Source organism: Massilia consociata, from assembly GCF_042432755.1.
GTDB lineage: Bacteria > Pseudomonadota > Gammaproteobacteria > Burkholderiales > Burkholderiaceae_D > Telluria > Telluria consociata.
Genome location: NZ_JBHLWP010000013.1, coordinates 392,706 through 416,633, shown reverse-complemented (window position 1 = coordinate 416,633; position 23,928 = coordinate 392,706). Strand labels below are relative to the sequence as shown.

Genomic DNA, 23,928 nt, shown 5'->3' with positions numbered 1-23,928 from the left:
ATGATTACCAGCCCCCAGCAGGAAGCCGTCGACGCGGCCATCACCTCGCGCCGCTCGATCCGCGCCTTCCTCGACAAGCCGGTGGCGCGCGACGACATCGAACGCATCCTGGACGTGGCCGCCCGTGCGCCGTCCGGCACCAACACCCAGCCGTGGAAGGTGTACGTCCTGAGCGGCCGGGCGCGCCAGGATCTCGTGGATGCGATCCTGGCCGTGAACGCCGACCCGGAACAGGCCGGGCAACACACCGAGGAATACGCCTACTACCCGCGTGCCTGGGTGTCGCCTTTCGTGGACCGCCGCCGCAAGGTCGGCTGGGACCTGTACAGCCTGCTCGGCCTGACGCGCGACAACAAGTCCGGCATGGCTGCCCAGCACGCGCGCAACTACCGGTTTTTCGACGCGCCCGTCGGCCTGATCTTCACGATCGACCGTATCATGGAACAGGGCTCATGGCTGGACTACGGCATGTTTCTGCAAAACATCATGGTGGCGGCGCGCGCACGCGGCCTCGACACCTGTCCGCAAGCCGCGTTTACGCAGTACCACCGCGTCATCGCGCAGCAACTGCAGTTGCCGGAAAATGAGATGGTGGTGTGCGGCATGGCACTGGGCTGGGCCGACCCGGGCAAGATCGAGAATTCCCTGATCACCGAGCGTGAGCCGGTGCATGGTTTTACGCGCTTCATGGAGTAAGCTTGCGGTAAATACAGTGGTAAATGCGTGGGTAAGCACTAGCCCTTGTATTTCGAAATATTGCTGCACGGAATTTACATTTTGCTTGCGATCAGGCGCTGTTCGGCTAAACTGCGTTTCGTACCTCATCAGTTTGCGTCGAAGGGTTTCCAGATGTTCAAACTTGCATTGGCCGCCATCGTTTCGCTGCTGTTTGCCCTGCAGCCCGTCCAGGCTGCCGGCGCAGGCGCAGGCGCCGAGGCCGGCAAGAGCCAGGCCGTCAAGAAAAAACAGAAGGGAAAGGCCGCGAAAAAAGGCAAGGCCGTGCGCAAGAAAGCCGTGCGCGGCAAGCGCAAGGACCTGGCCCACCAGATCGCTGACGACAACCGCGAGCGCATGGTGCGCCGGGTGGAGACGGTGCGCGGCAAACGCAAGGTCAGCTACCACACGGTGCGCCGCGCCGCGGGCGCCGGCGCCGCCGTTGCCCTGGACCCGCGCAGCCTGGGTGACATCGCCGGCCTGAACCGTACCGTCGACGCCCTGTCGCTGCGCTCGAACGTCGCCCTCGTGCTCGACCAGAACAGCTCGGAAGTGCTGTTCGAGAAGAACGCCAATGTCGCGCTGCCGATCGCCTCGATCACCAAGCTCATGACCGGCCTCGTCGTCGTCGAGGCCAGGCAGGACCTCGACGAAGTACTGCGCATCACCGATGCCGACGTCGACCGCCACAAATATTCCAGCTCGCGCCTGCCTGTCGGCACCCGGATGACCCGGCGCGAAATGCTGCACATTGCCCTGATGAGTTCGGAGAACCGCGCCGCGTCCGCGCTCGGACGCCATTATCCCGGCGGCATTCGCGCCTTCGTCGACGCCATGAATGCCAAGGCGCGCGAACTGGGCATGGACGACACCCGCTTCGTCGATTCCAGCGGCCTGTCGAGCCGCAACGTGTCGAGCGCGCGCGACCTCGCCAAGCTGGTCGTGTCCGCCCACCAGATGCCGCTGCTGCGCGAATACTCGACCACGCCGAAATCGACCGTCAAGGCCAGCGGTCGCACCATGCATTACGCAAACACCAACTACCTCGTCGCGCTGCCCGACTGGAACATCGGCCTGCAGAAAACCGGCTTCATCAACGAAGCCGGGCGCTGCCTGGTGATGCAGGCCATGATCCATGGACGCAACGTCGTCATGGTCTTCCTGGATTCGAAGGGAAAGATGTCGCGCACGGCCGATGCCAGCCGGGTCCGGCGTTTCCTGGAGAAGCTGCCCGATAACCTTGGGGCAACGTCCAGCGGCAATATACCGGTCATGAGCGCCGCCAATGCGGTCGCGCCGACCCTGGAGTAAGCGACCGTACCCGCGGGCTCAGATCGGCGGGGCAGGGCGGTAGCCCAGCGTCGCCGAGATGCTCGAGGCCGTCTGCACCAGGTCTTCCAGCCATTCTTCCTGCAGGCGGTCGGCCGGCGCCGAGATCGACAGGCCCGCCACCAGCTTGCCGCTGTCATCGAAGATGCCGGCGGCCATGCAGCGCACGCCCAGTTCCAGCTCTTCGTTGTCGCGTGCATAGCCGCGCGCGCGCACCAGGCCCAGCTCGCGCTCGAAGCGCGCCAGGTCGGTGATGGAATTCTTGTTGTGGCCTGCCAGGCCGGTGCGTGTCGCATAGGCGCGGATCGCCTTGGCGTCGTCGATCGACAGGAACAGCTTGCCGGTCGAGGTCAGGTGCAGCGGCGCCCGGCCGCCGATCGCGCGCACCACCTGCATGCCCGAGCGCTCCGAATAGGCGCGGTCGATGTAGACGATCTCGTCGCCCTGGCGCACCGACAGGTTCACGGTCTGCTGGGTCTTCTTGTGCAGGGCGCGCATGAAGTCGAGCGCCGCCTCGCGCACCGACAGCCTGCTCTTGACTACGTTCCCCAGTTCGAGCAGGCGCATGCCGAGGCGGTAGGTGCCCGGCTCGACCCGGTCGACGAAGCGCGTCACGACCATGTCGTTCAGGATACGGTGCGCGGTCGAGGGATGCAGGCCGGAGACCTTCGACAGTTCCTTCAGGCTCACCGGGTCGGAATAATTGGCCAGCGCGTCGAGCAGCGCCATCATGCGCTCGATCACCTGGATCGAGGTCTTGGCCGGGGCCGACGCGGGTGCCAATTCTGGGGTTTCCATTTTCATGATGTGGTTGGTGCAGTGCAGTATCTGCCTCTTTATACCATGATGTGAAACGCTGATGCAAACCGATGGGTTGTAGTGTGCAGGGCAGGGCCGACACGGCATAATGACATTCCGGCATTCTTTTCGAGCATTCATGGAACAACCGACCAGCGAGTTCAAGACCAAACGCGGCATCGCCCGCATCCTGGCGGCCTGCCGCAACACCTGGGACGGCCTGGCCTGGGCCTGGCGCAGCGAAGCCGCCTTCCGCCAGGAGGTCATGGTGATCGCATTCGCCTCGCTCGTCGCCGTGTTGCTGCCGGTCTCGGGCTTCCAGAGGCTGGCGCTGGTCGGCGTGCTGGTCTTCGTTCTGATTGTCGAGATCATCAACTCGGCCATCGAAGCCGTCGTCGACCGCATCTCGCTCGAGCGCCACCCGCTGTCGAAGGTGGCCAAGGACATGGGCAGCGCTGCGGTGGCGCTGAGCCTGCTGCTGGCATTCGCGACCTGGGCGGTCGTGTTGTACAGCCGGTTCATGTAATCAGCCAAGTAACGCCGCCGCACAAGCAAATAACAAACTTGTCGTTTGCATCACTGCCGAGTCCTCTTAGACTATGCGTTGATGTTGCCGATCCGTGATCGGCTTCCGTAGTTCAATCACCATGGAGAAATGAAATGACCTTACGTCTTGGCGATACCGCCCCCGACTTCGAGCAGGAATCCAGCATCGGCAAGATCCGTTTCCATGAGTGGGCGGGCGATTCCTGGGTGGTGCTGTTCTCGCACCCGGCCGACTTCACCCCGGTCTGCACCACCGAGCTGGGCCTGACTGCCAAGCTCAAGCCGGAATTCGACAAGCGCAACGTCAAGGCAATCGCGCTGTCGGTCGACCCGGCCGACAAGCACCGCGACTGGATCAAGGACATCGAGGAAACCCAGCAGACCGTGGTCGGCTTCCCGATCATCGCCGACGCCGACAAATCGGTCTCGGCCCTGTATGACATGATCCACCCTGAGGCTTCGGCCACCGCCACCGTGCGTTCGCTGTTCGTGATCGACCCGGCCAAGAAGGTGCGCCTGATGATCACCTACCCGATGAGCACCGGCCGCAACTTCGACGAAGTGCTGCGCGTGATCGACGCCTTGCAACTGACCGACGGCTACACCGTCGCCACCCCGGGCAACTGGAAGGATGGCGACCCGGTCATCATCCCGCTGACCGTGCAGGATCCGGAAGTGATCAAGCAGAAGTATCCGAAAGGCTATGAGGCGCCCCGTCCTTACCTGCGCCTGACGCCACAGCCGAACAAGTAATTGTTTCTGCGCCGGGTATCGATTGCCCGATGCGTCAGTAGGGTGGACGGCTTTGCCGTCCGCGCGTCCAACCAGTTCATGAGCAGCCGGCCCGGCCTTTCTACTGGTAACGATCACCGCGCGGCCGGCGAAGCCGGCCACCCACAGCCCATCCCTTGCCGCATAAGCAAATAAGAAACCTGTTGTTTGTTTCACTGCCGAATCCCCTTACCCTGTGCCATAACTTAGGGGTAAAGGCATGTCGACGACGTACATCATCGCAGGGTTTGCAGTAGGGCTATTGGTTGGAATGACAGGCGTAGGGGGCGGCTCGCTCATGACGCCGCTGCTCACGCTCCTGTTCGGCGTTTCGCCTTCGGTTGCCGTCGGCACCGACCTCGCCTTTGCCTCCATCACCAAGGGTGTCGGCACCATCACCCACCGTTTCAACCGCACCGTCCAGTGGCAGATCGTCGGCCGCCTGTGCCTGGGCGCCTTGCCGGCTGCGCTGCTGACGGCGCTGGCGCTCAAGTACTTCGGCGGGATCGACGAACGGATCGGCCAGTTCATCCGCTATGCGATTGCCGTTTCCGTGATGCTGACCGTGGTTGCGCTGCTGTTCCGTGCACGCATGCAGGCCTGGGTGAATGCGCGTCCGGGACGCCAGTTGCAGGGACGGGCGCTGGCCGTCACCACCGTCGTTTCCGGCGCCGTGCTCGGCGTGCTGGTCACGGTGTCCTCGATCGGCGCAGGCGCGATCGGCGCCACGCTGCTGGTCATGCTGTATCCACGCCTGACCCCGGCCGAGGTGGCCGGTACCGACATCGCCTATGCCGTGCCCCTGACCGCCATCGCCGCCATCGGACACTGGTGGCTGGGCTCGATCGACTGGATGTTGCTGCTGACCCTGCTGGTCGGCTCGGTGCCCGGGATTACCCTGGGTGCGATGGCGGCGCGCAAGGTGCCGGAACGCTTCCTGCGCGCATTGCTGGCCACGACGCTGACCGGCGTTGCTGCAAAACTGGTTTTCTGAGCGTGGCAAGAAGGTGCGGCGGCGCCGTGGCGTGTTGTCAGGCGTGCCAAGTCGTAATAGCCGAAACCGTCTATACAAATGAGGAAAGTTTCGTTTGTAATATGAAGGCTGCGTGAGATTATGGCAGCCCGTTAGAAGAATTTGTAATAAGGGCTTCCATGACATCGCTCAAAGCGCCACGCAGGTCTCCCGGCCGGGTCATCCCCGGATTCGGCATCTCGCTCGGCTTCACGATTTTCTACCTCGCGCTGATCGTCTTGATCCCGCTGTCGGCGGTCTTCCTCAAGACCTTCACCATGAGCTGGGAGGCATTCTGGAGCGCGGTCACTTCCGAGCGCGTGATGGCCTCGTACCGCCTGAGTTTCGGCGCCTCCCTGATCGCCGCCTTCATCAACGTCATTTTCGGCGGCATCGTCGCCTGGGTGCTGGTGCGCTACACCTTCCCGGGCAAGCGCATCGTCGACGCCCTGGTGGACCTGCCGTTCGCGCTGCCCACCGCGGTGGCCGGCATCACCCTGACCGCCCTGTACTCGCACAACGGCCTGATCGGCGAACAGCTGGCCAAGCTCGGCATCAAGGTGGCCTTCACCCCGCTGGGCGTGGTGCTGGCCCTGACCTTCATCGGCCTGCCGTTCGTGGTGCGCACGGTGCAGCCGGTACTGGAAGAAGCCGAGCGCGAGCTCGAGGAAGCCGCCGCCAGTCTGGGCGCCTCGCCGCTGCAGACCTTCTTCCGCGTGGTGCTGCCCTCGATCGTGCCGGCGCTGCTGACCGGCTTTGCGCTCGCCTTTGCGCGCGCCACCGGTGAGTACGGCTCGGTGATCTTCATCGCCGGTAACCTGCCGATGGTGTCGGAGATCACGCCGCTGCTCATCATCAGCAAACTCGAGCAGTATGACTACACGGGCGCCACGGCGATCGCGGTGGTGATGCTGGTCGCGTCCTTCATCATGCTGCTGGCCATTAACCTGCTGCAGGTCTGGACACGCAAGCGTTCGGGCAAGGAGGCGGGCCAATGAGCGCCGTCCTCGACAACATCAAGCCGGCGCCGGCCGCTGCGCGCGGCCGCCCATCGACCAACGTGCTGGAGCCGGACTGGATGCGCTGGCTGCTCATCGCCGTCGCGCTGACCTTCCTGACCCTGTTCCTGTTCGTGCCGCTGGCCGCGGTCTTCACCGAAGCACTCAAGCGCGGCTGGGATACCTACCTCGAGTCGATCCGCGACCCGGAGGCGCTGTCGGCCATCAAGCTCACCCTGATCGCGGCCGCCATCTCGGTGCCGCTCAACCTCGTGTTCGGCGTGGCGGCGTCCTGGGCCATCGCCAAGTTCGAGTTCCGCGGCAAGAGCATTCTGCTCACGCTGATCGACCTGCCGTTCTCGGTGTCGCCGGTGATCGCGGGCCTGACCTTCGTGCTGCTGTTCGGCGCGCAGGGCTGGTTCGGCGAGTGGCTGGCCGAGAACGACATCAAGATCCTGTTTGCGGTGCCGGGCATCGTGCTGGCGACCGTGTTCATCACCTTCCCGTTCGTGGCGCGCGAGCTGATCCCGCTGATGCAGCAGCAGGGCACCGAAGAGGAAGAAGCCGCGCTGGTGCTGGGCGCCTCGGGCTGGTCGACCTTCTGGCGCGTGACGCTGCCGAACATCAAGTGGGGCCTGCTGTACGGCGTCATCCTGTGCAATGCCCGTGCGATGGGCGAATTCGGCGCCGTATCCGTGGTCTCGGGCCACATCCGCGGCGAGACCAACACCATGCCGCTGCAGGTCGAGATCCTCTACAACGAATACAACTTCACGGCCGCGTTCGCGATCGCCTCGCTGCTGGCGCTGCTTGCGCTGGTGACCCTGGCCGTAAAAAGCTTTATCGAATGGCGCCTGCACCAGGCAAGGGCCGGGAACAAGGACGCCGCCGACGCACACCTGAAGGAAGCAACATGACTATCGAAGTCCAGCACATCCGCAAGCAGTTTGGCCAGTTCACCGCACTGGACAACGTGTCGCTGCAGTTCCCCGACGGCGAGCTGACGGCCTTGCTCGGCCCCTCGGGCTGCGGCAAGACGACCCTGCTGCGCATCATCGCGGGCCTCGAGCATCCTGATTCCGGCACCGTGCTGCTGGACGGCCAGGACGCCGCGTACCGCCATGTGCGCGAGCGCCAGGTCGGTTTCGTGTTCCAGCACTATGCGCTGTTCAAGCACATGACCGTGTTCGAGAACGTCGCCTTCGGCCTGCGCGTCAAGCCGCGCAAGGAACGCCCGTCCGAGCAGCAGATCCGCGACAAGGTGCGCCAGTTGCTCGAGCTGGTGCAGCTCGACTGGATCGCCGACCGCTACCCGCCGCAACTGTCGGGCGGCCAGCGCCAGCGCATCGCCCTGGCGCGCGCGCTGGCGGTGGAGCCGCGCGTGCTGCTGCTCGACGAGCCTTTCGGCGCGCTGGACGCCAAGGTGCGCAAGGAACTGCGCCGCTGGCTGCGCCGCCTGCACGACGAACTGCACGTGACCTCGATCTTCGTCACCCACGACCAGGAAGAAGCGCTGGAAGTGGCCGACCAGGTGGTCCTGATGAACAAGGGCCGCATCGAGCAGCTCGGCACGCCCGACGCCGTGTACAACCAGCCGGCTTCGCCCTTCGTCTACGGCTTCCTGGGCAACGTCAACCTGTTCCATGGCCGCGTGCACGAAGGCGTGCTGGCCAGCGGCGAAGTCCAGTTCGACGTGCCCCAGCATGCGCAGGTGCGCAATGGCGCGGGCATCGGCTACGTGCGCCCGCACGAGCTCGATGTCGCACGCTATACGCCCGGCGAAGGGGAGCCGCAAGGCGTGGTCGCGAAACTGCGCCGCGCCCACGCGATCGGCCCGCTGGCCCAGCTCGACCTCGAGCGCGCCGACAACCAGCAGCTGATCGAGGCCGTGATCCCGAACGAACTGTTCTCGCGCCAAGGCTTCAAGGAGGGCGATACCCTTGTGGTCAAGCCGCGCCGCATCGAAGTGTTCGTCGACGCCGGCGAAGGCATCTGAGAGGCGCGGGGACATGAACTTCCAGCAGCTGCGTTCCGTGCGCGAGGCCGCGCGCCGCGACTTCAACCTGACCGAGGTGGCCAACGCGCTGTTCACCTCGCAGCCCGGCGTATCGCGCCAGATCCGCGAGCTCGAGGAAGAGCTCGGCGTCGAGATCTTCGAGCGTAACGGCAAGCGCCTGACCGGCCTGACGCCGCCGGGCAAGGGCATCCTCAGGATCGTCGAGAAGCTGCTGGTGGAAGCCGAGAACCTGCAGCAGGCCAGCCGCGAGTACGCGGCCCAGGACAGCGGCACCCTCACGGTGGCCGTCACCCACACCCAGGCGCGCTATGCGCTGCCGCAGGTGGTGCAGTCCTTCCGCAACGCCTTCCCGGGCGTGCGCATCGCCCTGCAGCAGAGCGCACCGGAACACATCGCCGAATGGGTTTTATCCGGCAAGGCCGACATCGGTATCGCCACCGAAGGCCTGTCGGCCTTCCCCGACCTGGTCTCCTTCCCGTGCTACCGCTGGAGCCACCTGGTCGTGGCGCCGGAAGGCCACCCGATTTTTGCCTCGAGCCAGCCGCTGCGGCTGGAAGACCTGGCCGAACATCCGCTGATCACCTATGACGTCGGCTTTACGGGCCGCAGCCACATCGATGCGGCTTTTGTGGAAGCCGGGCTGGCGCCTGACATCGTGCTGACCGCGATGGACTCGGACGTCATCAAGCAGTACGTGTCGCTCGGCATGGGCGTGGGAATCGTGGCCTCGATGGCTTTTGATCACGGACGCGACAAGGGCATGCGGGCGATCGAGGCCTCGCACCTGTTCGCGCCGAACGTGACGCGCCTCGCGGTGCGCCGCGGGTCTTACCTGCGGGCGTATGCCTACCACTTCATCGAGCGCTTTGCGCAGGGGTACACGAGGGCGGATATCGAGAAGGCCTTGCAGGCGGTGGAGTGATTGTTTGCGGTAATGGTGTGCTACTAACATTGGGTTCCCGCCTTCGCGGGAAGTCGTAGGCGCCAGTGGCGCGTACGACGTGCTAAGTGTACTGGCTGGTGTAGTGTGATCGGTTCGCTAGCCTAAGAACCGTCGTCCCCGCGCAGGCGGGGACCCGATTTCCCATCCGAAGTCACATCAGCCGACCAAGCCCTCACTGCCCCGGATTCGTGTACCTCGCATGAATCTCCTCGATCCCCTTCACCACCTCCTCTGACAGCACCAGCTCAGCCGCATCGATGTTCTCCTTCAGCTGCGTCAGGTTCGTGGCCCCGATGATGGTCGCCCCCACGAACCAGCGCGAATAGCACCACGCCAGCGCCATCTGCGCCGGCGTCATTCCATGCGCCCTCGCCAGCGCCGCATATTCCGCGGTCGCCTCCAGCACGCGAGGGCGCACATAGCGAGGACTCCAGTTCTTCGGGAAGATGGTCAGGCGACCGCTTGCGTTCGGATCGTCGAGATACTTGGCCGTGAGCTGCCCGAAGGCCAGCGGGCTGTAGGCCAGCAGGCTCACGCGTTCGCGGTAGCAGGCCTCGTCCATCAGGCTGGTCTCGAAGTGGCGCGCCGTCAGGTTGTACAAATTCTGCACCGTGGCGATGCGCGGTAGCCCGAGCAGCTCCGACTGCTTGATGTACTGGCACACGCCCCAGGTGCTCTCGTTCGACACGCCAATGTGGCGGATGGTCCCGGCACGCACCAGTTCGTCGAGCGCGCCGAGCGTCTCGGCGATCGGCACCGCCGGCCGCTCGCCTTCCGGATTGAAGCTGTTGGCGCCGAAGATCGGGAGGTTGCGGCTCGGCCAGTGGATCTGGTACAGGTCGATGTAGTCCGTGTTCAGGCGACGCAGGCTGTCCTCGACGGCGGCGCGGATGTTGGCCGCATCGAGGTTGTGGTTGGCGCCGCGGATCCAGGGCATCATCTTGTTCGGGCCGGCGATCTTGGTCGCCAGCACGATGTCGGCGCGGCGCCCGGTCTTCTTCAGCCAGCTGCCGATGAAGCGCTCGGTCGAACCTTGCGTGTCGGGGCGAGCCATCACCGGGTACATCTCGGCGGTGTCGATGAAGTTGATGCCGCGCGCCAAGGCATAGTCGAGCTGGGCGTGCGCATCCGCTTCCGTGTTCTGCTCGCCGAAGGTCATGGTGCCGAGGCACACTTTTGAAACCATCAGATCGGTTTGCCCCAGCTGCCTGCGTTCCATCATTGCTCCTTCAGCGGCGCAGCGCGGCCGCGGTGTCGCGCACCAGCGCCGGGCCGGCGTAGATCAGTCCACTGTAGAGCTGCACGAGTTGCGCGCCGGCTTCGATCTTGGCGCGCGCATCCTCGCCGCGCATGATGCCGCCCACGCCGATGATCGGCAGCGCGTCGCCCAGCTCGCTCTTCAACAGGCGGATCACCGTGTTCGACAGCTCGAAGACCGGCGCGCCCGACAGGCCACCCGTCTCCTCGCCGTGCTGCATGCCCTGCACCGCGGTGCGGCTGAGCGTGGTGTTGGTGGCGATGACGCCGTCGATCTTGTGGCGCAGCAGGGCGCCGGCGATGTTGCGCACCTGGTCGCCGTCGATGTCCGGAGCAATCTTGAGGGCGACCGGCACGTAGCGCTTGTGCTGGTCGGCCAGCCGCAGCTGTTCTTCCTTGAGTTGCGACAGCAGGGCGTCGAGTTCCGATTCGCCCTGCAGCTGGCGCAGGTTTTTCGTGTTCGGCGAGGAGATGTTGACCGTGACATAACTCGCGTACGGGTAGACCTTGCGCAGGCATTGCAGGTAGTCGTCGGCGGCGCGCTCGATCGGCGTGTCGGCGTTCTTGCCGATGTTCAGGCCGAGCACGCCTTGCTTCTCCTGGTAGAAGCGGGAAGCCTGGACATTGGCGACGAAGGCATCGACGCCGCCGTTGTTGAAGCCCATGCGGTTGATGATGCCCTGCGCCTGCGGCAGGCGGAAGATGCGCGGCTTGGGGTTGCCGCCCTGCGGGCGCGGCGTCACGGTGCCGATTTCGATCGATCCGAAGCCGAGCGAGGCGAGGCCGTCGATGTAGGCGCCGTCCTTGTCGAGGCCGGCGGCCAGGCCGACCGGGTTCGGGAAGGTGATGCCCATGACGGTGCGCGGATCGGGCGCCGGCTTGGCCGACAGTTTCGTCAGGCCGAGCGCGGCGGCGCGGCGCAGCAGCGGCAGGGTCAGGTTGTGGGCGTTCTCGGCATCGAGCGAGAACAGCATCGGACGGGCGAGCTTGTACAGGAGTTTGTCTGGCATGGGGGACTCGGGGAAATGACTCTCGCCATTTTACCGCGTCGGACTTGTCCCTTCGACCGAGATGGCTTGTTAGCGGTCGAGTACGCCCCAAACGCCCTTGATGCGCGCTTCCAGCGGCCGGAAGTTGATCTTGTAGGCCATCTTCGGGCTTTGCTCGATCCAGTACCCGAGGTAGACGTAGGAGAGGCCGAGCTCGCGCGCCTGGTTCACCTGCCACATCACGTTGTAGGTGCCGAAGGACGCGCCCGGCACGTCCGGGTCGAAGAAGGTGTAGACCGAAGACAGGCCGTCGGACAACACGTCGATGATCGACACCATGCGCAGGGTCCCGTCCGGCTCGCGGAACTCGACCAGGCGCGTGTTGACGCGGCTTTGCAGCAGGAACTGGGCATACTGGTCACGGCTGTCCTGGTCCATGCCGCCGCCGACGTGGCGCGTGGTCTGGTAACGCAGGTAGAGCGCGTAGTGCTCGTCCGAAAAGGCGAGGTTGGCCACCATCGCGACCAGGTCGCCATGGCGTTTCCAGGCGCGGCGCTGGGTGCGGTTGGGCGTGAAATCCTCGCACTTCACCCGCACCGGGATGCAGGCCTGGCAGCCGTCGCAATAAGGACGGTAGGTGAAGATGCCGCTGCGGCGAAAGCCGTTCTTGACCAGTTCGGAATACACGTCGGCGTTGATGAGGTGCGACGGCGTCGCGACCTGCGATCGGGCCTGGCGTGCATCGAGATAGCTGCACGGATAGGGTGCCGTGGTGTAGAACTGCAGCGTGGCAAAGGGCAGGTCATTTAGGTGCGTCATGCAAAAGCTCTCGAGACGACGTGATGAACCTATTTTAGCGAATTCGAACGGGTGTCACCGTTAGCCAGTCAACGGTGGCGCGCAGGGCGGAACAACTTCCCAACGCGGGATGGCAGGCTCGTGGATGGCCTGGCGCAGGTGCGAAAGAAAAGCGCTGCGTGGGATCGGCGCGGCGCCCAGCGAGGCCAGGTGCCCGGTCTCCTGCTGGCAGTCGATCATCCTGACCCCATGGCTGCGCAGGAAGGCGACCAGGTAGGCCAGCGCCACCTTGGACGCATCCGGGACACGCGCGAACATCGATTCGCCGTAGAACATGCGGCCGATGCACACGCCGTAGGCGCCCCCCACCAGCTCGCCCTCGAACCAGACTTCGGACGAGTGGGCGTAGCCCATCGCGTGCAGGCCGGTATAGCCGGCGATGATGTCTTCGGAGATCCAGGTGCCGGGCCCGTCCTTGCGCGGCGCGGCGCAGGCGCGCATCACGGATTCGAACGCGCTGTCGAAGCGCACATCCCAGGGGCCGCCGCCGGTGCGGCTGCGCTCGACCCGGCGCAGGGTCTTCTTCAGGCTGTCGCTGACCTTGAAGCGGGAGGTAGGCAGCACCATGCGCGGGTCGGTACTCCACCACAGGATGGGCTGGCCTTCGGAGAACCAGGGGAAGATGCCGTTCTGGTAGGCCAGCAGCAGGCGCTGCGGCGACAGGTCGGCGCCGGCCGCGAGCAGGCCTGGGGCGTCCGCGGTCAGTGCCTCGGACACGTCGGGAAACGGCGATGTCGGCTCGAGCCAGGGAATCATGGCGGCGCTCGCTGGATCAGTCGGGCTCGCGTGGAGCCAGCATCGGGCGCACGATGTCCCGGCTATGGAACCCGTAGCTGCCGCCCTCGCGGATTTTGACGCGGTCGGCGAAGAACAGTTCCAGCGTGGTGCGGATGGTCGGGAAGGCCAGGTCGTCCCACGGAATCTCGTCTTGCGTGAACAGCCGCACGTCGAGGCTTTCCTCGCCCGGCGCGAAGTCGAGGTCGCGCAGGCGCGCCAGGTAGAACAGGTGGACCTGGTGCACGTGGGCGACGTTGAGCAGGGTGAACAGATTGCCCAGCTCGACATGGGCGCCGGCTTCCTCTTCGGTTTCGCGCACTGCGGCCTGCTCGGTGGTTTCCTCGTTCTCCATGAAGCCGGCCGGCAGCGTCCAGTAGCCGTAGCGCGGCTCGATCGCACGCTTGCACAGCAGGACCTGCAGCTTGCCGTCCTGTTCCCAGACCGGGATCGAGCCGATGACCAGCTTGGGGTTCTGGTAGTGGATGGTGTGGCAGTGCGGGCAGACGTAGCGCGGCCGGTTGTCGCCTTCGGGGACGGCCAGGGCGACGGGATGGGCGCACTCGGAGCAGAATTTCATAGGTCAGCGGCAGGTTGGGATTGTGCTTACTTTACACTGAATTGCCGTCGCCATGACGTGCTTCGGAGGCGGGCGCCGGGGGCGGGGCGGCGGGGAGGGCGTCCCGGATAGCCATCGTGTGCTGCAATTGCACACCGGGAAGGCATTGGATTTGCCTAATGGCCTGTTTCGGCGTATAATTCATTTCATCAGACGCGGGGTGGAGCAGTCTGGCAGCTCGTCGGGCTCATAACCCGAAGGTCACAGGTTCAAATCCTGTCCCCGCAACCAGATTCGAAGCCGTTGATCCGCAAGGATCAGCGGCTTTTTCATTTCCTGCCCGGTTTCCCGCCTTCAAATCGACGCACATCAAGCCTGTCGCGTCCGCCTGCAACATCCACACCCCCTGTCCGGTCAAACAACGCGATCGCCGGCCTTCACGCTTCCCGCGCCGGCATGCGACGCAATAGGGGCACAAAGACATGATCAACGTAGACGACATCAACGACGCCTGGGGATGGGTTGGCTTGACAGCGGTCGAAGTCCTTGGGGCGAATGCATTCGGCAACCTCATCATCCGCGACGACGAAGGGCGCTACTGGCGCCTGCGTCCGCAAGACCTGTGCTGCGAGCCGGTGGCCGACAGCCGCGCCGCATACGACGCGCTCGCGTACAACCAGGATTTCCTGAACGACTGGTACATGCCCGAAGTGGTACACCTGGCCGAAGCGACGCTGGGGCCGCTCACCGACGGGCGGAAATACTGCCTCAAGATTCCGAGCGCACTCGGCGGGCATTATGGGTGCGACAACCTGGCCATCGTGCCCTTGCCGGAACTCATACGGTTTTCGGGCGAGGGGGCGCAGCAGTTCGACAATCTGCCGCGCTGGAACTGAAGCGCTTCGTTGGGTGGGCGGCTCTGCGCCGTCCGGGTCAGTCGATGACCTCACCCAGGCTTGCCCACAAATACGCTGCCGCCATGGTCCGGTGCGGGGCATAGCGTTCGAGCAGCCGTTCCGTGGCCGGGATGCTCGGCCGCTCGTCTCCGCCCAGCAGGCGGTGGAAGGCGGTGCGGATCGCCACGTCGCCCTGCAGCGAGCAGTCCGGGTAGCCGTAGCCGCGCAGCAGGGCATAGTTGACCGTCCAGGGGCCGATGCCCTTGATGGCCAGCAGTTCCGGCACCACCTCGTCGATTGGGCGCCCGCGCTCGAGCGAGAGCGCCCCATCGGCGACGAGCCGGGCCACGCGCAGCAGGGTCTCGGCTTTCGCGCGCGAGAACTTCCGGCTCGTCAGCGCTTCCAGCGCCAGGCGGGTCACGTCGGGCGCTTCCGGGTAGCACCACAATCCGCCCGAGTGGGGGCGGCCTGCCAGTTGGATGAAGGTGCGCCGCAGCGCAATCGCGAACGGCAGGTTGATCTGTTGGCCAATGATCGCCCAGGTCAGCGCCTCGAAGACCGTCGCGGACTGGACGATGCGCAGGCCGGGCTGGCGCGCCAGGATCGGGCCGAGCATGGGGTCGTCGTGGGCGAAGGCGGCGAACGCGGCCGGGTCGATGCGCAGGCCGAGGATGTTGAGCAGCGCATCGTGGGCGCGTGCGAGCAGGTCGGGCGTGAGCTCCCCGTCGGCGTCGGCCGTGCAGCGCGCCTCGCCGGGCGTGAATCCGGCTGCCAGCACGACCGGCACGCCGCCCAGCAGCACGCCCTTGCGCAAGCCGTCTGCCCCTACCTGTTCGGCCAGGGCCTCGGTATCGCGGCCGTGGAAGTCCAGCACATCCTGCAGCCGGTACCCGTCCGGCAGGGCGATCGAAAGTTCCGCCGCCGCCATCATTTGCCCTGCACGGCCGCAGCCGGCCGCCGCATGAAAGCGGGCACGAAGCCGGTCACCAGCGCGGTGCCGACCAGCACGACGGCCGAGCCCACCAGCGTATGCCAGCCGATCACTTCATGCAGGAAGATCGCGCCCCACAGGATCCCGAACATCGGGTTCAGGAAGGTGACGGTGAGCGCCGAGGTGGTCCCGACTTCCTCGATCAGCTTGAAGTAGATCATGTAGGCGATGCCGCTGCACAGCACGCCCAGCGCGAGCACGGCGGCCATGATGCCGACGGTGGGCTCGCCGGGGGCCGGGAAGAAGGGCAGCGCCGGGATCACGAACAGCGTGGCCGCCCACATCGAGCCGTGCGCGTTGGCGAAAGGCGGCACCGCCCTGGCCGTCTTCGCATACTGGCTGGCGATGCTGTAGCTGAATGCCGCCACCAGCGCGGCGCCGATGGCGACAAAGGCGCCCGGGCGTTCCGACACATGGTCGAAGCCGACCAGCAGGGCCACGCCGCCGGTGCCCAGCAGCAGCCCGAGCGCGCTGCGTCCCGAGACAGCCTGGCGCGCCCACACGGCCCCGACCAGGGCGCCGAACATCGGTGCGGTGGCGTTCAGCACCGACAGCACCGAGGCCGACAGCGTGCGCGCCGCGAATGCGAACAGCAGGAATGGAAGGGCGGAATTGAAGAAGCCCAGGATCAGGTAATGCTTCCAGTGCCGGCGCAGGTCGAGCGGCACGCCCTTGCCACGCCGGCGCATGAACCACGCGACCCCCAGCAGGAACAGCGCCGCGAACGCCACCCGGTATTCGATCAGCACGGCTGGGCCGAGCACCGGTGCGGCAATGCGCATGAAAAGGAAGGAGCTGCCCCAGATGGCGGCGAGCGCCACGAGGCGCAGCATGTTTGTCGTGTTCATCGGTGCAGCAGGCAATGAAGTGGAAGTATGGCGGCGCGGGCGCGCCCATGCCATCCGGTTCTTGCGGCCGGATTCACGCCGCGCACGCGATGCCGGTGGCCGCTTGCGGGGCGGCCGCGTGCGGCACCAGCAGCTCGGACGGCACGCCGTTCTTCACCGCGGTCATCTCGGCCATGATCGAGATCGCGATCTCGGCTGGCGTCTTGCTGCCGATGTAGATGCCGACCGGACCGTGCAGGCGCGCCAGTTGGGCGTCGTCGAGGTCGAACAGCCTGAGGCGCTCGCGGCGCTTCTCGTTGTTCAGGCGCGAGCCGATCGCGCCCACGTAGAAGGCCTCGGACTTGAGCGCTTCCATCAGTGCCAGGTCGTCGAGCTTCGGGTCATGGGTGAGCGCCACGACGGCGCTGCGCGCGTCCAGCCGTGCCTCGATCACCAGGTCGTCGGGCATGGCGTGCACCAGCTCGACGCCTTCCAGGTTCCAGCCGCTGCGGTATTCCTCGCGCGGATCGCACACGGTGACGCGGTAATCCATGCCGCTGGCCACCTGCGCCAGGAAGCGCGACAGCGGGCCGGCCCCGATGATGAACAGGCGCCAGCGTGGGCCGTGGATGGTGGCGAGCACGCCATCCTCCACGCGCTGGATGGCGCTGGCGGCGGCGCGCCGCAGCTCCACCGCGCCGGTCCCCAGGTGCACGCGGCGCTCGACCAGTTCGCCGCCGAGCAGGCGCGCGAGCAGTTCCGGGATGCGGCTGTCGAACGACAAGGGTTCGATGGCCAGTTCGATGGTGCCGCCGCAGGGCAGGCCGAAGCGGTGCGCCTCGTCGGCGCTGATGCCGTAGCTGACGATCTCCGGCCGTGCCAGTTCGATGCCGTTGCGGCGCACCCGGTCGATCAGGTCGTCCTCGATGCAGCCGCCTGAGACCGAGCCGACCACGGTGCCGTCGTCGCAGACCGCGAGCGTGGCGCCGATCGGGCGCGGGCTCGACCCCCAGGTCTTCACGACCGTCACCAGCTGGCAGCGGTGGCCGGCGGCGAGCCAGGCGTCGCAGGTCTTGAGTACGTCGAGGTCGATGCTGTCCATGGGGCGCGGCCGCTTGCGCGGCGCTGGTGTCCGAGATGGACAATGATACAAAAAACGGGGATATCCTGCCGGATGGGTGCATGTAGGGTGGCCGGCCATGCCGGCCACCCTACGAAATCACGGCGTCAGCGGCCTGTTCGCCGACTTCTTCGCCTTGACCTCGGCCACCGCCTTGTCGATCGCCGCGATCCGCTGCGTCATGGCGGGGTGGTTGGCCGTGTGGCCGTTCAGGACCGTCGCCGGGTGGGTGGCGGCGAAGCGCTTCCAGAAGGCCGTCACGCCGTCGATGCGGTAGCCGGCGCGCGTGAGCAGGTAGACCGCGAGGCGGTCGGCCGAGGCGTCGAGTCCGGAGGGCATCGCCTTGATGCCGCCGCTGCCGATCAGCATCGAGGTGTCCGGCGAGATGCGGGTGAGGTTGTCGATGATGCTGCCGATGGTGGCCGCGTTGCGCTGGCTGGCTGCGTGGCCAAGCATGTTGTGCGCCATCGTATGGGCGACCACGTAGGCCAGTTCCTCGTCGTTCTGGGTAAAGCCCATCATGCCGCGCGTGACCATGATGCGCGCACCGTCGGCATAGGCATTGACATTGTCCGCGTTGCCCAGTTCGATGGCGAAGGCGCAAGCGCGCGTGACGGGGATGGTGAGGTCGCGCGTGCTGCCGTTGCGTTCGATCGTCAGCGGCAGGTTGGACTGCTTCGTGACGATCGGACCGAACACGGCGCCCGCTTGCGACAGCGCGTTCGGGCCGGTGGGCAGCGGCTTGCCGCCGGCGGCCACCAGTTCGTCGCCCTGGCGCAGGCCGGCCTTGGCCGCGCCGCTGCCGACCAGCACGTTGGTCACCTGCAGGCGCTCGCCCATGCCGAGCACCATGTGCGCAGCGTCGTTATAGTTTCCCGGGTAGGTATGGCGGTTCTTGGCGGTGAAACCGAGCAGGTTGCGCGCGTGGCGCGTGCACAGTTCCGCATTATCGATGAGGAGAGGCGCGGCGACCTTGTACAGGCGGTCCTGCAGGGTTGCCATGCGGGTCAGCGTCTCGGCTGCCGCCGCCATTTCCGGGCTCACTTGCGGGGCGGCCGGCGTGGCCGGGCCGAAGGGGCCTTGCTGGCCGCCGGGTGCCACCGGACCCTGTGTGGCGCAGGCCGTCAACAGGGCGGCGGTGGCGATTCCCAGCGCAGTCTGGCGCATGCGTTGGATGCGGGTCATGGTCCTCCTTAACTCGTTTTTATTGTTTGCCGGTGCTGCCGAATCCTCCGGCGCCCCGTTCGCTCGATGCGAACTCCTCTACCACGTTGAAGCCCACCTGCAGCACCGGCACGATCACGAGCTGGGCCAGCCGGTCCATCGGCTGCAGCGTGAAGGTGGTGTGGCTGCGGTTCCAGGTCGAGACCATCAGCTGCCCCTGGTAGTCGGAGTCGATCAAGCCTACCAGATTGCCGAGAACAATGCCGTTCTTATGGCCGAGTCCGCTGCGCGGCAGGATCATCGCCGCATAGCCCGGGTCGCCGATGTGGATGGCCAGGCCGGTCGGCACCAGCACGGTCTGGCCCGGCTCGATGACGAGCGGCGCGTCGATGCAGGCGCGCAGGTCCAGGCCCGCGCTGCCGGGCGTGCCATAGGCCGGCAGCAGCTCCTTCATGCGCGGGTCGAGGATTTTGAGATCGATGTTCTTCATGCTCTTCTTGTGTTTTCAGGTGAGTAAGGAGCGGCGTTCCAGGCGCTTCGCAATTTCGGATACCAGCTGGCGTGCCAGCGTCAGTTTGTCGGCGCGCGGCAGGACGGTATGGCCGGTCTCGTCGAACAGGATGATCGTGTTCTCATCCTGCCCGAAGGTCTGCGGCCCGATATTGCCCACGAGCAGGGGAATGCCTTTTCGCTCGCGCTTGGCCGCGCCGTACTCCACCAGGTTCTCCGATTCGGCGGCAAAGCCCACGCAGTAGGGCCAGCCCGACAGCGAGGTGGTGGACGCGACCGAGGCCAGGATGTCGGCGTTCTGCACGAATTCCAGCTGCGGCGCGCCGCCGTCCTCCTGCTTCTTGAGCTTCTGGCCGCTGGCATTGGCCACGCGCCAGTCCGCCACTGCGGCCACGCCGATGAAGACGTGCTGGCCTTCGACGCCGGCCATGACCGCGTCGTGCATCTGCTGCGCGGTGAGCACGTCGATGCGGCGCACGCCGTGCGGCGTCGGCAGGGAAGTGGGGCCGGTGACCAGGGTGACGTCGGCGCCGGCCTCGCGCGCGGCGCGGGCCACGGCGTAGCCCATCTTCCCGGACGACAGGTTGGTGATGCCGCGCACCGGGTCGATCGGTTCGAACGTAGGGCCGGCCGTGATCATCACGCGGCGGCCCGCCAGCACCTTGTGCTGGAACGAGGCGATCAGTTCTTCCACCAGCTCTTCCGGCTCGAGCATGCGCCCCAGGCCGGTCTCGCCGCAGGCTTGCGAGCCGGCGGCAGGGCCGAACAGCTCGATGCCGTCCTCGCGAACCTGGGCCACGTTGCGCTGGGTCGCCGGGTTTTCCCACATCTCGACGTTCATCGCCGGCGCCACCAGCAGCGGCACGTGGCGTGGCCTGGCCACGCACAGGGTCGACAGCAGGTCGTCGCAGGCGCCGTGCGCCAGCTTGCGGATGAAGTCGGCCGAGCAGGGCGCGACCAGCACCGCGTCGGCATGGCGGGTGAGGTCGATGTGGGCCATGTTGTTGGCCATGCGCGGATCCCACTGGTCGGTGAAGACCGGTTGGCCGGACAGGGCCTGCATGGTGACCGTGCCGATGAAGTGGGTGGCCGCTTCGCTCATCACGACCTGCACGCCCGCGCCCTGCTTGACGAGGGCGCGGCACAGTTCCGCAGCCTTGTAGCAGGCCACGCCGCCGGTCAGGCCGAGGACGATCTTCTTGCCCTTCAGGTCCATGCTCATGATGCCTCCAGCATTCAATGCTTGTTCAATACAACTTGTACGATGCAACTTGTTGCTACGACTGGTTCACGCGGCGCAGTTCGTCCACGATGAACAGGAAGGCGCCCACGCAGATGCCGATGTCGGCGATGTTGAAGGCCGGGAAGTGGCCGATGCCGTTCCAGTAGAAGTCGAGGAAGTCGATCACGTGGCCGTAGGCCATGCGGTCGATCACGTTGCCGATGGCGCCGCCCATCATCAGGGCCACGCCGAAGCAGAACAGGCGCTGGCTGGCGTGCTTCTTCAGCAGGTAGAGCATGAAGCCGACGGCGACGAAGGCGATCGCGGTGAAGAAGTAGCGCTGCCAGCCGCCGGCGTCGCCCAGGAAGCTGAAGGCCGCGCCCGGGTTGTACACCTTGATGAGGTTGAAGAAGCCGGTGATCGGCAGTGTTTCGCCATAGGCGAAGCTGCGCTCGACGGTGATCTTGGTGACCTGGTCGAGCAGCGCGACGATCAGGGCGATGCCGAGCCACGGCAACAGGCCGGCGGAGCTCTTGTAGACGGGCTTGGCGCCCGGGGATGCGGTTTTCTTTTTGGTGGCCATGGTAGAGGTGTCGGTGGCCGCCATGCCGTCGCGGGGATGGCATGGCGGTGGAACCCGCGAAGGGGCTGGGCGCTAGCGGTGCTCAGGCAAAGCGGCGCTGCTCGCCGCTGCCGAACAGGTTGCTGACGCAGCGGCCGCACAGGCCGGCGTGCTCGTGGTTGTGGCCGACGTCGCGGCGGTAGTGCCAGCAGCGCTCGCACTTTTCCGCTTCCGACGGGGTCACGGTCACCGCTTCGCCGGCGGCGTCTTCCACTTGCTCGACGCTTGCCTGCGAGGTGATGAAGACGAACTTCAGGTCGTCCTCGAGGCTCGACAGCAGGGTGTACTTCTCGCCGGCGGCCTTGATCGCCAGCTCCGCCTGCAGCGAAGAGCCGATAGCGCCCGAGGCGCGCACTTCTTCCAGCTGCTTGGTGACGTCGGCGCGCACCTCGCGCAGCGCGGCGTACTTGGCCAGCAGCGCTTCGGCGTCAGGCAGTTCCGGGAAGGTCCACAGCGTCTGCGTGAAGATGGTCTCGCCGCTGTCCTTGTAGGCTGCTTCGCCCGCGAACACGGCCCAGGCTTCCTCGGCGGTGAACGACAGGATCGGTGCCATCACGCGCAGCAGGCTGTGCGCGATGTGCCACAGCGCGGTCTGGGCCGAGCGGCGGGCCGTTGACTCGACGCCGGTGGTGTACAGGCGGTCTTTCAGGATGTCGAGGTAGAAGCCGCCGAGGTCTTCCGAGCAGTAGTTCTGCAGGCGCGCGACCACCGGGTGGAACTCGTAGCGCTCGAAGTGCGCGTCGATGTCCTTCTGGAGCGCGGCCATCGCGGCGATCGCATAGCGGTCGATCTCGAACATCTCCGCCACCGGCACGGCGTGCTGCGCCGGGTCGAAATCCGAGGTGTTCGCGAGCAGGAAGCGCAGGGTGTTGCGGATGCGGCGATACGATTCGGTGACGCGCTTGAGGATTTCCTCGCCGATCGACAGCTCACCCGTGTAGTCGGTCGAGGCGACCCACAGGCGCAGGATGTCGGCGCCGAGCGTGTCCGAGATCTTCTGCGGCGCCAGCGTGTTGCCGAGCGACTTCGACATCTTCTTGCCCTGCTCGTCGACCGTGAAGCCGTGGGTCAGCAGCGCCTTGTACGGCGGGCGGCCGTTGAGCATCGAGGAGGTCAGCAGCGACGAGTGGAACCAGCCGCGGTGCTGGTCCGAGCCTTCCAGGTACAGGTCGGCCGGGAAGCTCGACTGTTCCAGGTGCGAGCCGCGCAGCACGGTCTGGTGCGTGGTGCCCGAGTCGAACCAGACGTCCAGCGTGTCCTTGTTCTTCTCGTAGTTGGCCGCATCCTCGCCCAGCAGGGTGGCCGGGTCGAGGGTCTGCCAGGCGTCGATGCCGTTCTGCTCGATCAGCCGGGCGACCTGCTCCAGCAGTTCCGGGGTGCGCGGATGCAGTTCGCCGGTCTCCTTGTGGATGAAGAAGGCCATCGGGACACCCCACTGGCGCTGGCGCGACAGGGTCCAGTCCGGACGGTTGGCGATCATGCCGTGCAGGCGCGCCTGGCCCCACTCTGGGAAGAATTTGGTTTCGGCGATGCCGGCCAGCGCGGTCTCGCGCAGGCTCGGGCCGCCGTCCTTGGGCGTGATGTCCATGCCGGCGAACCACTGGCTGGTGGCGCGGTAGACGATCGGGGTCTTGTGGCGCCAGCAGTGCATGTAGCTGTGGTCAAACATCTTGAGTTCGAACAGCGCGCCGGCGCCGCGCAGCGCTTCGCAGATCGGCTTCGAGGCTTCCCAGATGGTCAATCCGCCGAACAGCGGCAGGGTCGAGGCGAAGCGGCCGTCGCCCATCACGGGTTTCAGGATATCGTCGTCCTTCATGCCGTGTGCCTTGCACGACTGGAAGTCTTCCAGGCCGTAGGCCGGCGCCGAGTGGACCACGCCGGTACCGCTGTCGGTGGTGACGTAGTCGGCCAGGTAGACCGGCGAGGTGCGGTCGTAGAACGGGTCTTGCGCATGCAGCGGGTGCTTGAAGCGGATGCCGTCCAGTTTTGCGCCCAGGGTGGTGGCGATGACCGTGCCTTCCAGCTTGTAGCGCTGCAGGGTGGCTTCGACCAGGTCCTGCGCCAGGATCAGGAGCAGGGGCTGGCCTTCGCGTTCGGTCTGCACCAGCGCGTACGTCACTTCCGGGTTGGCGTTGAGCGCCTGGTTCGACGGGATGGTCCACGGGGTGGTGGTCCAGATCACGATGAAGCCGTTTGTGGTCGGCAGTTGCGGCAGGCCGAAGGCGGCGGCCACTTTGTCGGCTTCAGCGAACGGGAAGCCGACGTCGATCGCCGGGTCGCGCTTGTCCTGGTACTCCACTTCCGCTTCGGCCAGCGCCGAGCCGCAGTCGAAGCACCAGTTCACCGGCTTGAGGCCGCGGTAGACGTAGCCCTTCTCCAACAGCTTGCCCAGCGCCCGCAGTTCGTCGGCCTCGTTACCGTAGGCCATGGTCATGTACGGATTGTCCCATTCGCCCAGCACGCCCAGGCGGATGAAGCCGGCGCGCTGGCGGTCGATCTGCTCGAGCGCATAGGCGCGTGCCTTCTGGAGCACCTCGGCGGTCGGCAGGTTCTTGCCGAACTGTTTTTCGATCTGGATCTCGATCGGCATGCCGTGGCAGTCCCAGCCCGGCACGTAGGGTGCGTCGAAGCCGGCCATGGTGCGCGACTTGACGACCATGTCCTTCAGGATCTTGTTGACTGCGTGACCGAGGTGGATGTCGCCGTTCGCATACGGCGGGCCGTCGTGCAGGATGAACTTCGGACGGCCGGCGGCGGCCTTGCGGATGCGCTGGTAGATCTTCTTGTCCTGCCATTGCTTGACCCAGCCCGGTTCACGCTTGGCGAGGTCGCCGCGCATCGGGAACGGGGTGTCGGTCATGTTGACAGGGTATTTGCTTTCCGGCTTCTTGGCCGCTTTCTGCGCAGGCTTGTTCTGGTCTGGTTTGGTATCGGACATATGCTTCTTCTCTAGGGGATTCTTCAGGATCGCGGCAGGGCGCCTCGGCGCTGCGCCGGCTTGCATTCAGGGC

General features: G+C 65.8%; 24 protein-coding genes and 1 tRNA gene. 11 read left to right on the top strand and 14 right to left on the bottom strand.

Annotated features, from left to right (window positions below; translation table 11 throughout):
• Entirely contained in the window at positions 1-696 is a 696-nt protein-coding gene (locus ACFFJK_RS15185; RefSeq protein WP_379680235.1) for a nitroreductase, read from the top strand.
• A gap of 153 nt (positions 697-849) precedes the next feature.
• Entirely contained in the window at positions 850-2,025 is a 1,176-nt protein-coding gene (gene pbpG, locus ACFFJK_RS15180; RefSeq protein WP_379680234.1) for a D-alanyl-D-alanine endopeptidase, read from the top strand.
• 18 nt (positions 2,026-2,043) lie between these two features.
• Here the strand turns inward: pbpG and ACFFJK_RS15175 are convergent, their stop codons facing one another.
• On the bottom strand, positions 2,044-2,847 hold the full coding sequence (locus ACFFJK_RS15175; protein WP_379680232.1) for an IclR family transcriptional regulator: 804 nt from the start codon (positions 2,845-2,847) through the stop codon (positions 2,044-2,046).
• Between the two features lie 133 nt (positions 2,848-2,980).
• Here ACFFJK_RS15175 and ACFFJK_RS15170 point away from each other — a divergent pair, with 133 nt between their 5' ends.
• The 7 genes from ACFFJK_RS15170 to ACFFJK_RS15140 all read left to right on the top strand — a co-directional run bounded on the left by ACFFJK_RS15170 (position 2,981) and on the right by ACFFJK_RS15140 (position 9,107).
• Positions 2,981-3,367, top strand: coding sequence for a diacylglycerol kinase (locus ACFFJK_RS15170; protein ID WP_379680231.1), 387 nt, complete (start codon positions 2,981-2,983; stop codon positions 3,365-3,367).
• A 134-nt stretch (positions 3,368-3,501) separates the two neighbouring features.
• Positions 3,502-4,140 (top strand): peroxiredoxin, encoded by a 639-nt coding sequence (locus ACFFJK_RS15165; RefSeq protein WP_379680230.1) that lies wholly within the window; start codon positions 3,502-3,504, stop codon positions 4,138-4,140.
• Positions 4,141-4,378: 238 nt separating this feature from the next.
• Positions 4,379-5,152: a sulfite exporter TauE/SafE family protein gene (locus ACFFJK_RS15160; protein ID WP_379680229.1), complete on the top strand. Its 774-nt coding sequence runs from the start codon at positions 4,379-4,381 to the stop codon at positions 5,150-5,152.
• Between the two features lie 158 nt (positions 5,153-5,310).
• Entirely contained in the window at positions 5,311-6,168 is an 858-nt protein-coding gene (gene cysT / locus ACFFJK_RS15155; RefSeq protein WP_379680227.1) for a sulfate ABC transporter permease subunit CysT, read from the top strand.
• A complete protein-coding gene (gene cysW / locus ACFFJK_RS15150; RefSeq protein WP_379680226.1) occupies positions 6,165-7,085 on the top strand; it encodes a sulfate ABC transporter permease subunit CysW in 921 nt (306 codons plus the stop codon). The genes cysT and cysW overlap by 4 nt, the downstream gene beginning before the upstream one ends.
• A complete protein-coding gene (locus tag ACFFJK_RS15145; protein ID WP_379680225.1) occupies positions 7,082-8,164 on the top strand; it encodes a sulfate/molybdate ABC transporter ATP-binding protein in 1,083 nt (360 codons plus the stop codon). The genes cysW and ACFFJK_RS15145 overlap by 4 nt, the downstream gene beginning before the upstream one ends.
• Before the next feature lie 13 nt (positions 8,165-8,177).
• Positions 8,178-9,107 carry a CysB family HTH-type transcriptional regulator gene (locus ACFFJK_RS15140; RefSeq protein WP_379680224.1) on the top strand — a complete coding sequence of 310 codons (930 nt, stop codon included), beginning with the start codon at positions 8,178-8,180 and terminating at the stop codon, positions 9,105-9,107.
• A gap of 193 nt (positions 9,108-9,300) precedes the next feature.
• Here the strand turns inward: ACFFJK_RS15140 and ACFFJK_RS15135 are convergent, their stop codons facing one another.
• The 5 genes from ACFFJK_RS15135 to ACFFJK_RS15115 all read right to left on the bottom strand — a co-directional run bounded on the left by ACFFJK_RS15135 (position 9,301) and on the right by ACFFJK_RS15115 (position 13,586).
• The gene (locus tag ACFFJK_RS15135; RefSeq protein ID WP_379680222.1) at positions 9,301-10,347 is read right to left on the bottom strand and encodes an aldo/keto reductase; all 1,047 of its coding nucleotides are present in this window, start codon (positions 10,345-10,347) and stop codon (positions 9,301-9,303) included.
• A 10-nt stretch (positions 10,348-10,357) separates the two neighbouring features.
• Complete coding sequence (locus ACFFJK_RS15130; protein WP_379680220.1) at positions 10,358-11,395, bottom strand: quinone-dependent dihydroorotate dehydrogenase; 1,038 nt, start codon at positions 11,393-11,395, stop codon at positions 10,358-10,360.
• A gap of 69 nt (positions 11,396-11,464) precedes the next feature.
• On the bottom strand, positions 11,465-12,193 hold the full coding sequence (locus tag ACFFJK_RS15125; protein ID WP_379680219.1) for an arginyltransferase: 729 nt from the start codon (positions 12,191-12,193) through the stop codon (positions 11,465-11,467).
• A gap of 60 nt (positions 12,194-12,253) precedes the next feature.
• Positions 12,254-12,988 carry a leucyl/phenylalanyl-tRNA--protein transferase gene (gene aat / locus ACFFJK_RS15120; protein ID WP_379680217.1) on the bottom strand — a complete coding sequence of 245 codons (735 nt, stop codon included), beginning with the start codon at positions 12,986-12,988 and terminating at the stop codon, positions 12,254-12,256.
• Between the two features lie 16 nt (positions 12,989-13,004).
• Positions 13,005-13,586, bottom strand: coding sequence for an NUDIX hydrolase (locus ACFFJK_RS15115; RefSeq protein ID WP_379680215.1), 582 nt, complete (start codon positions 13,584-13,586; stop codon positions 13,005-13,007).
• Positions 13,587-13,779: 193 nt separating this feature from the next.
• Here ACFFJK_RS15115 and ACFFJK_RS15110 point away from each other — a divergent pair.
• Positions 13,780-13,856: transfer RNA gene (locus ACFFJK_RS15110), tRNA-Met, on the top strand.
• Between the two features lie 191 nt (positions 13,857-14,047).
• Positions 14,048-14,461: a T6SS immunity protein Tdi1 domain-containing protein gene (locus ACFFJK_RS15105; RefSeq protein WP_379680214.1), complete on the top strand. Its 414-nt coding sequence runs from the start codon at positions 14,048-14,050 to the stop codon at positions 14,459-14,461.
• A 37-nt stretch (positions 14,462-14,498) separates the two neighbouring features.
• Here the strand turns inward: ACFFJK_RS15105 and ACFFJK_RS15100 are convergent, their stop codons facing one another.
• The 8 genes from ACFFJK_RS15100 to ileS all read right to left on the bottom strand — a co-directional run bounded on the left by ACFFJK_RS15100 (position 14,499) and on the right by ileS (position 23,855).
• Positions 14,499-15,389 carry a DNA-3-methyladenine glycosylase 2 gene (locus tag ACFFJK_RS15100; protein ID WP_379680565.1) on the bottom strand — a complete coding sequence of 297 codons (891 nt, stop codon included), beginning with the start codon at positions 15,387-15,389 and terminating at the stop codon, positions 14,499-14,501.
• The gene (locus ACFFJK_RS15095) at positions 15,389-16,300 is read right to left on the bottom strand and encodes a DMT family transporter (protein WP_379680212.1); all 912 of its coding nucleotides are present in this window, start codon (positions 16,298-16,300) and stop codon (positions 15,389-15,391) included. The genes ACFFJK_RS15100 and ACFFJK_RS15095 overlap by 1 nt, the downstream gene beginning before the upstream one ends.
• 73 nt (positions 16,301-16,373) lie before the next feature.
• Entirely contained in the window at positions 16,374-17,381 is a 1,008-nt protein-coding gene (locus ACFFJK_RS15090) for an XdhC family protein (protein WP_379680211.1), read from the bottom strand.
• A gap of 117 nt (positions 17,382-17,498) precedes the next feature.
• Positions 17,499-18,584, bottom strand: a complete 1,086-nt coding sequence (locus tag ACFFJK_RS15085) for a M48 family metalloprotease (protein WP_379680209.1) — start codon at positions 18,582-18,584, stop codon at positions 17,499-17,501.
• A gap of 19 nt (positions 18,585-18,603) precedes the next feature.
• Positions 18,604-19,053: a dUTP diphosphatase gene (gene dut, locus ACFFJK_RS15080; RefSeq protein ID WP_379680207.1), complete on the bottom strand. Its 450-nt coding sequence runs from the start codon at positions 19,051-19,053 to the stop codon at positions 18,604-18,606.
• A gap of 15 nt (positions 19,054-19,068) precedes the next feature.
• Entirely contained in the window at positions 19,069-20,289 is a 1,221-nt protein-coding gene (gene coaBC / locus ACFFJK_RS15075; RefSeq protein WP_379680564.1) for a bifunctional phosphopantothenoylcysteine decarboxylase/phosphopantothenate--cysteine ligase CoaBC, read from the bottom strand.
• A 61-nt stretch (positions 20,290-20,350) separates the two neighbouring features.
• On the bottom strand, positions 20,351-20,878 hold the full coding sequence (gene lspA / locus ACFFJK_RS15070) for a signal peptidase II (protein WP_379680206.1): 528 nt from the start codon (positions 20,876-20,878) through the stop codon (positions 20,351-20,353).
• A gap of 82 nt (positions 20,879-20,960) precedes the next feature.
• The gene (gene ileS, locus ACFFJK_RS15065) at positions 20,961-23,855 is read right to left on the bottom strand and encodes an isoleucine--tRNA ligase (protein ID WP_379680205.1); all 2,895 of its coding nucleotides are present in this window, start codon (positions 23,853-23,855) and stop codon (positions 20,961-20,963) included.
• Positions 23,856-23,928 lie beyond the last annotated feature (73 nt).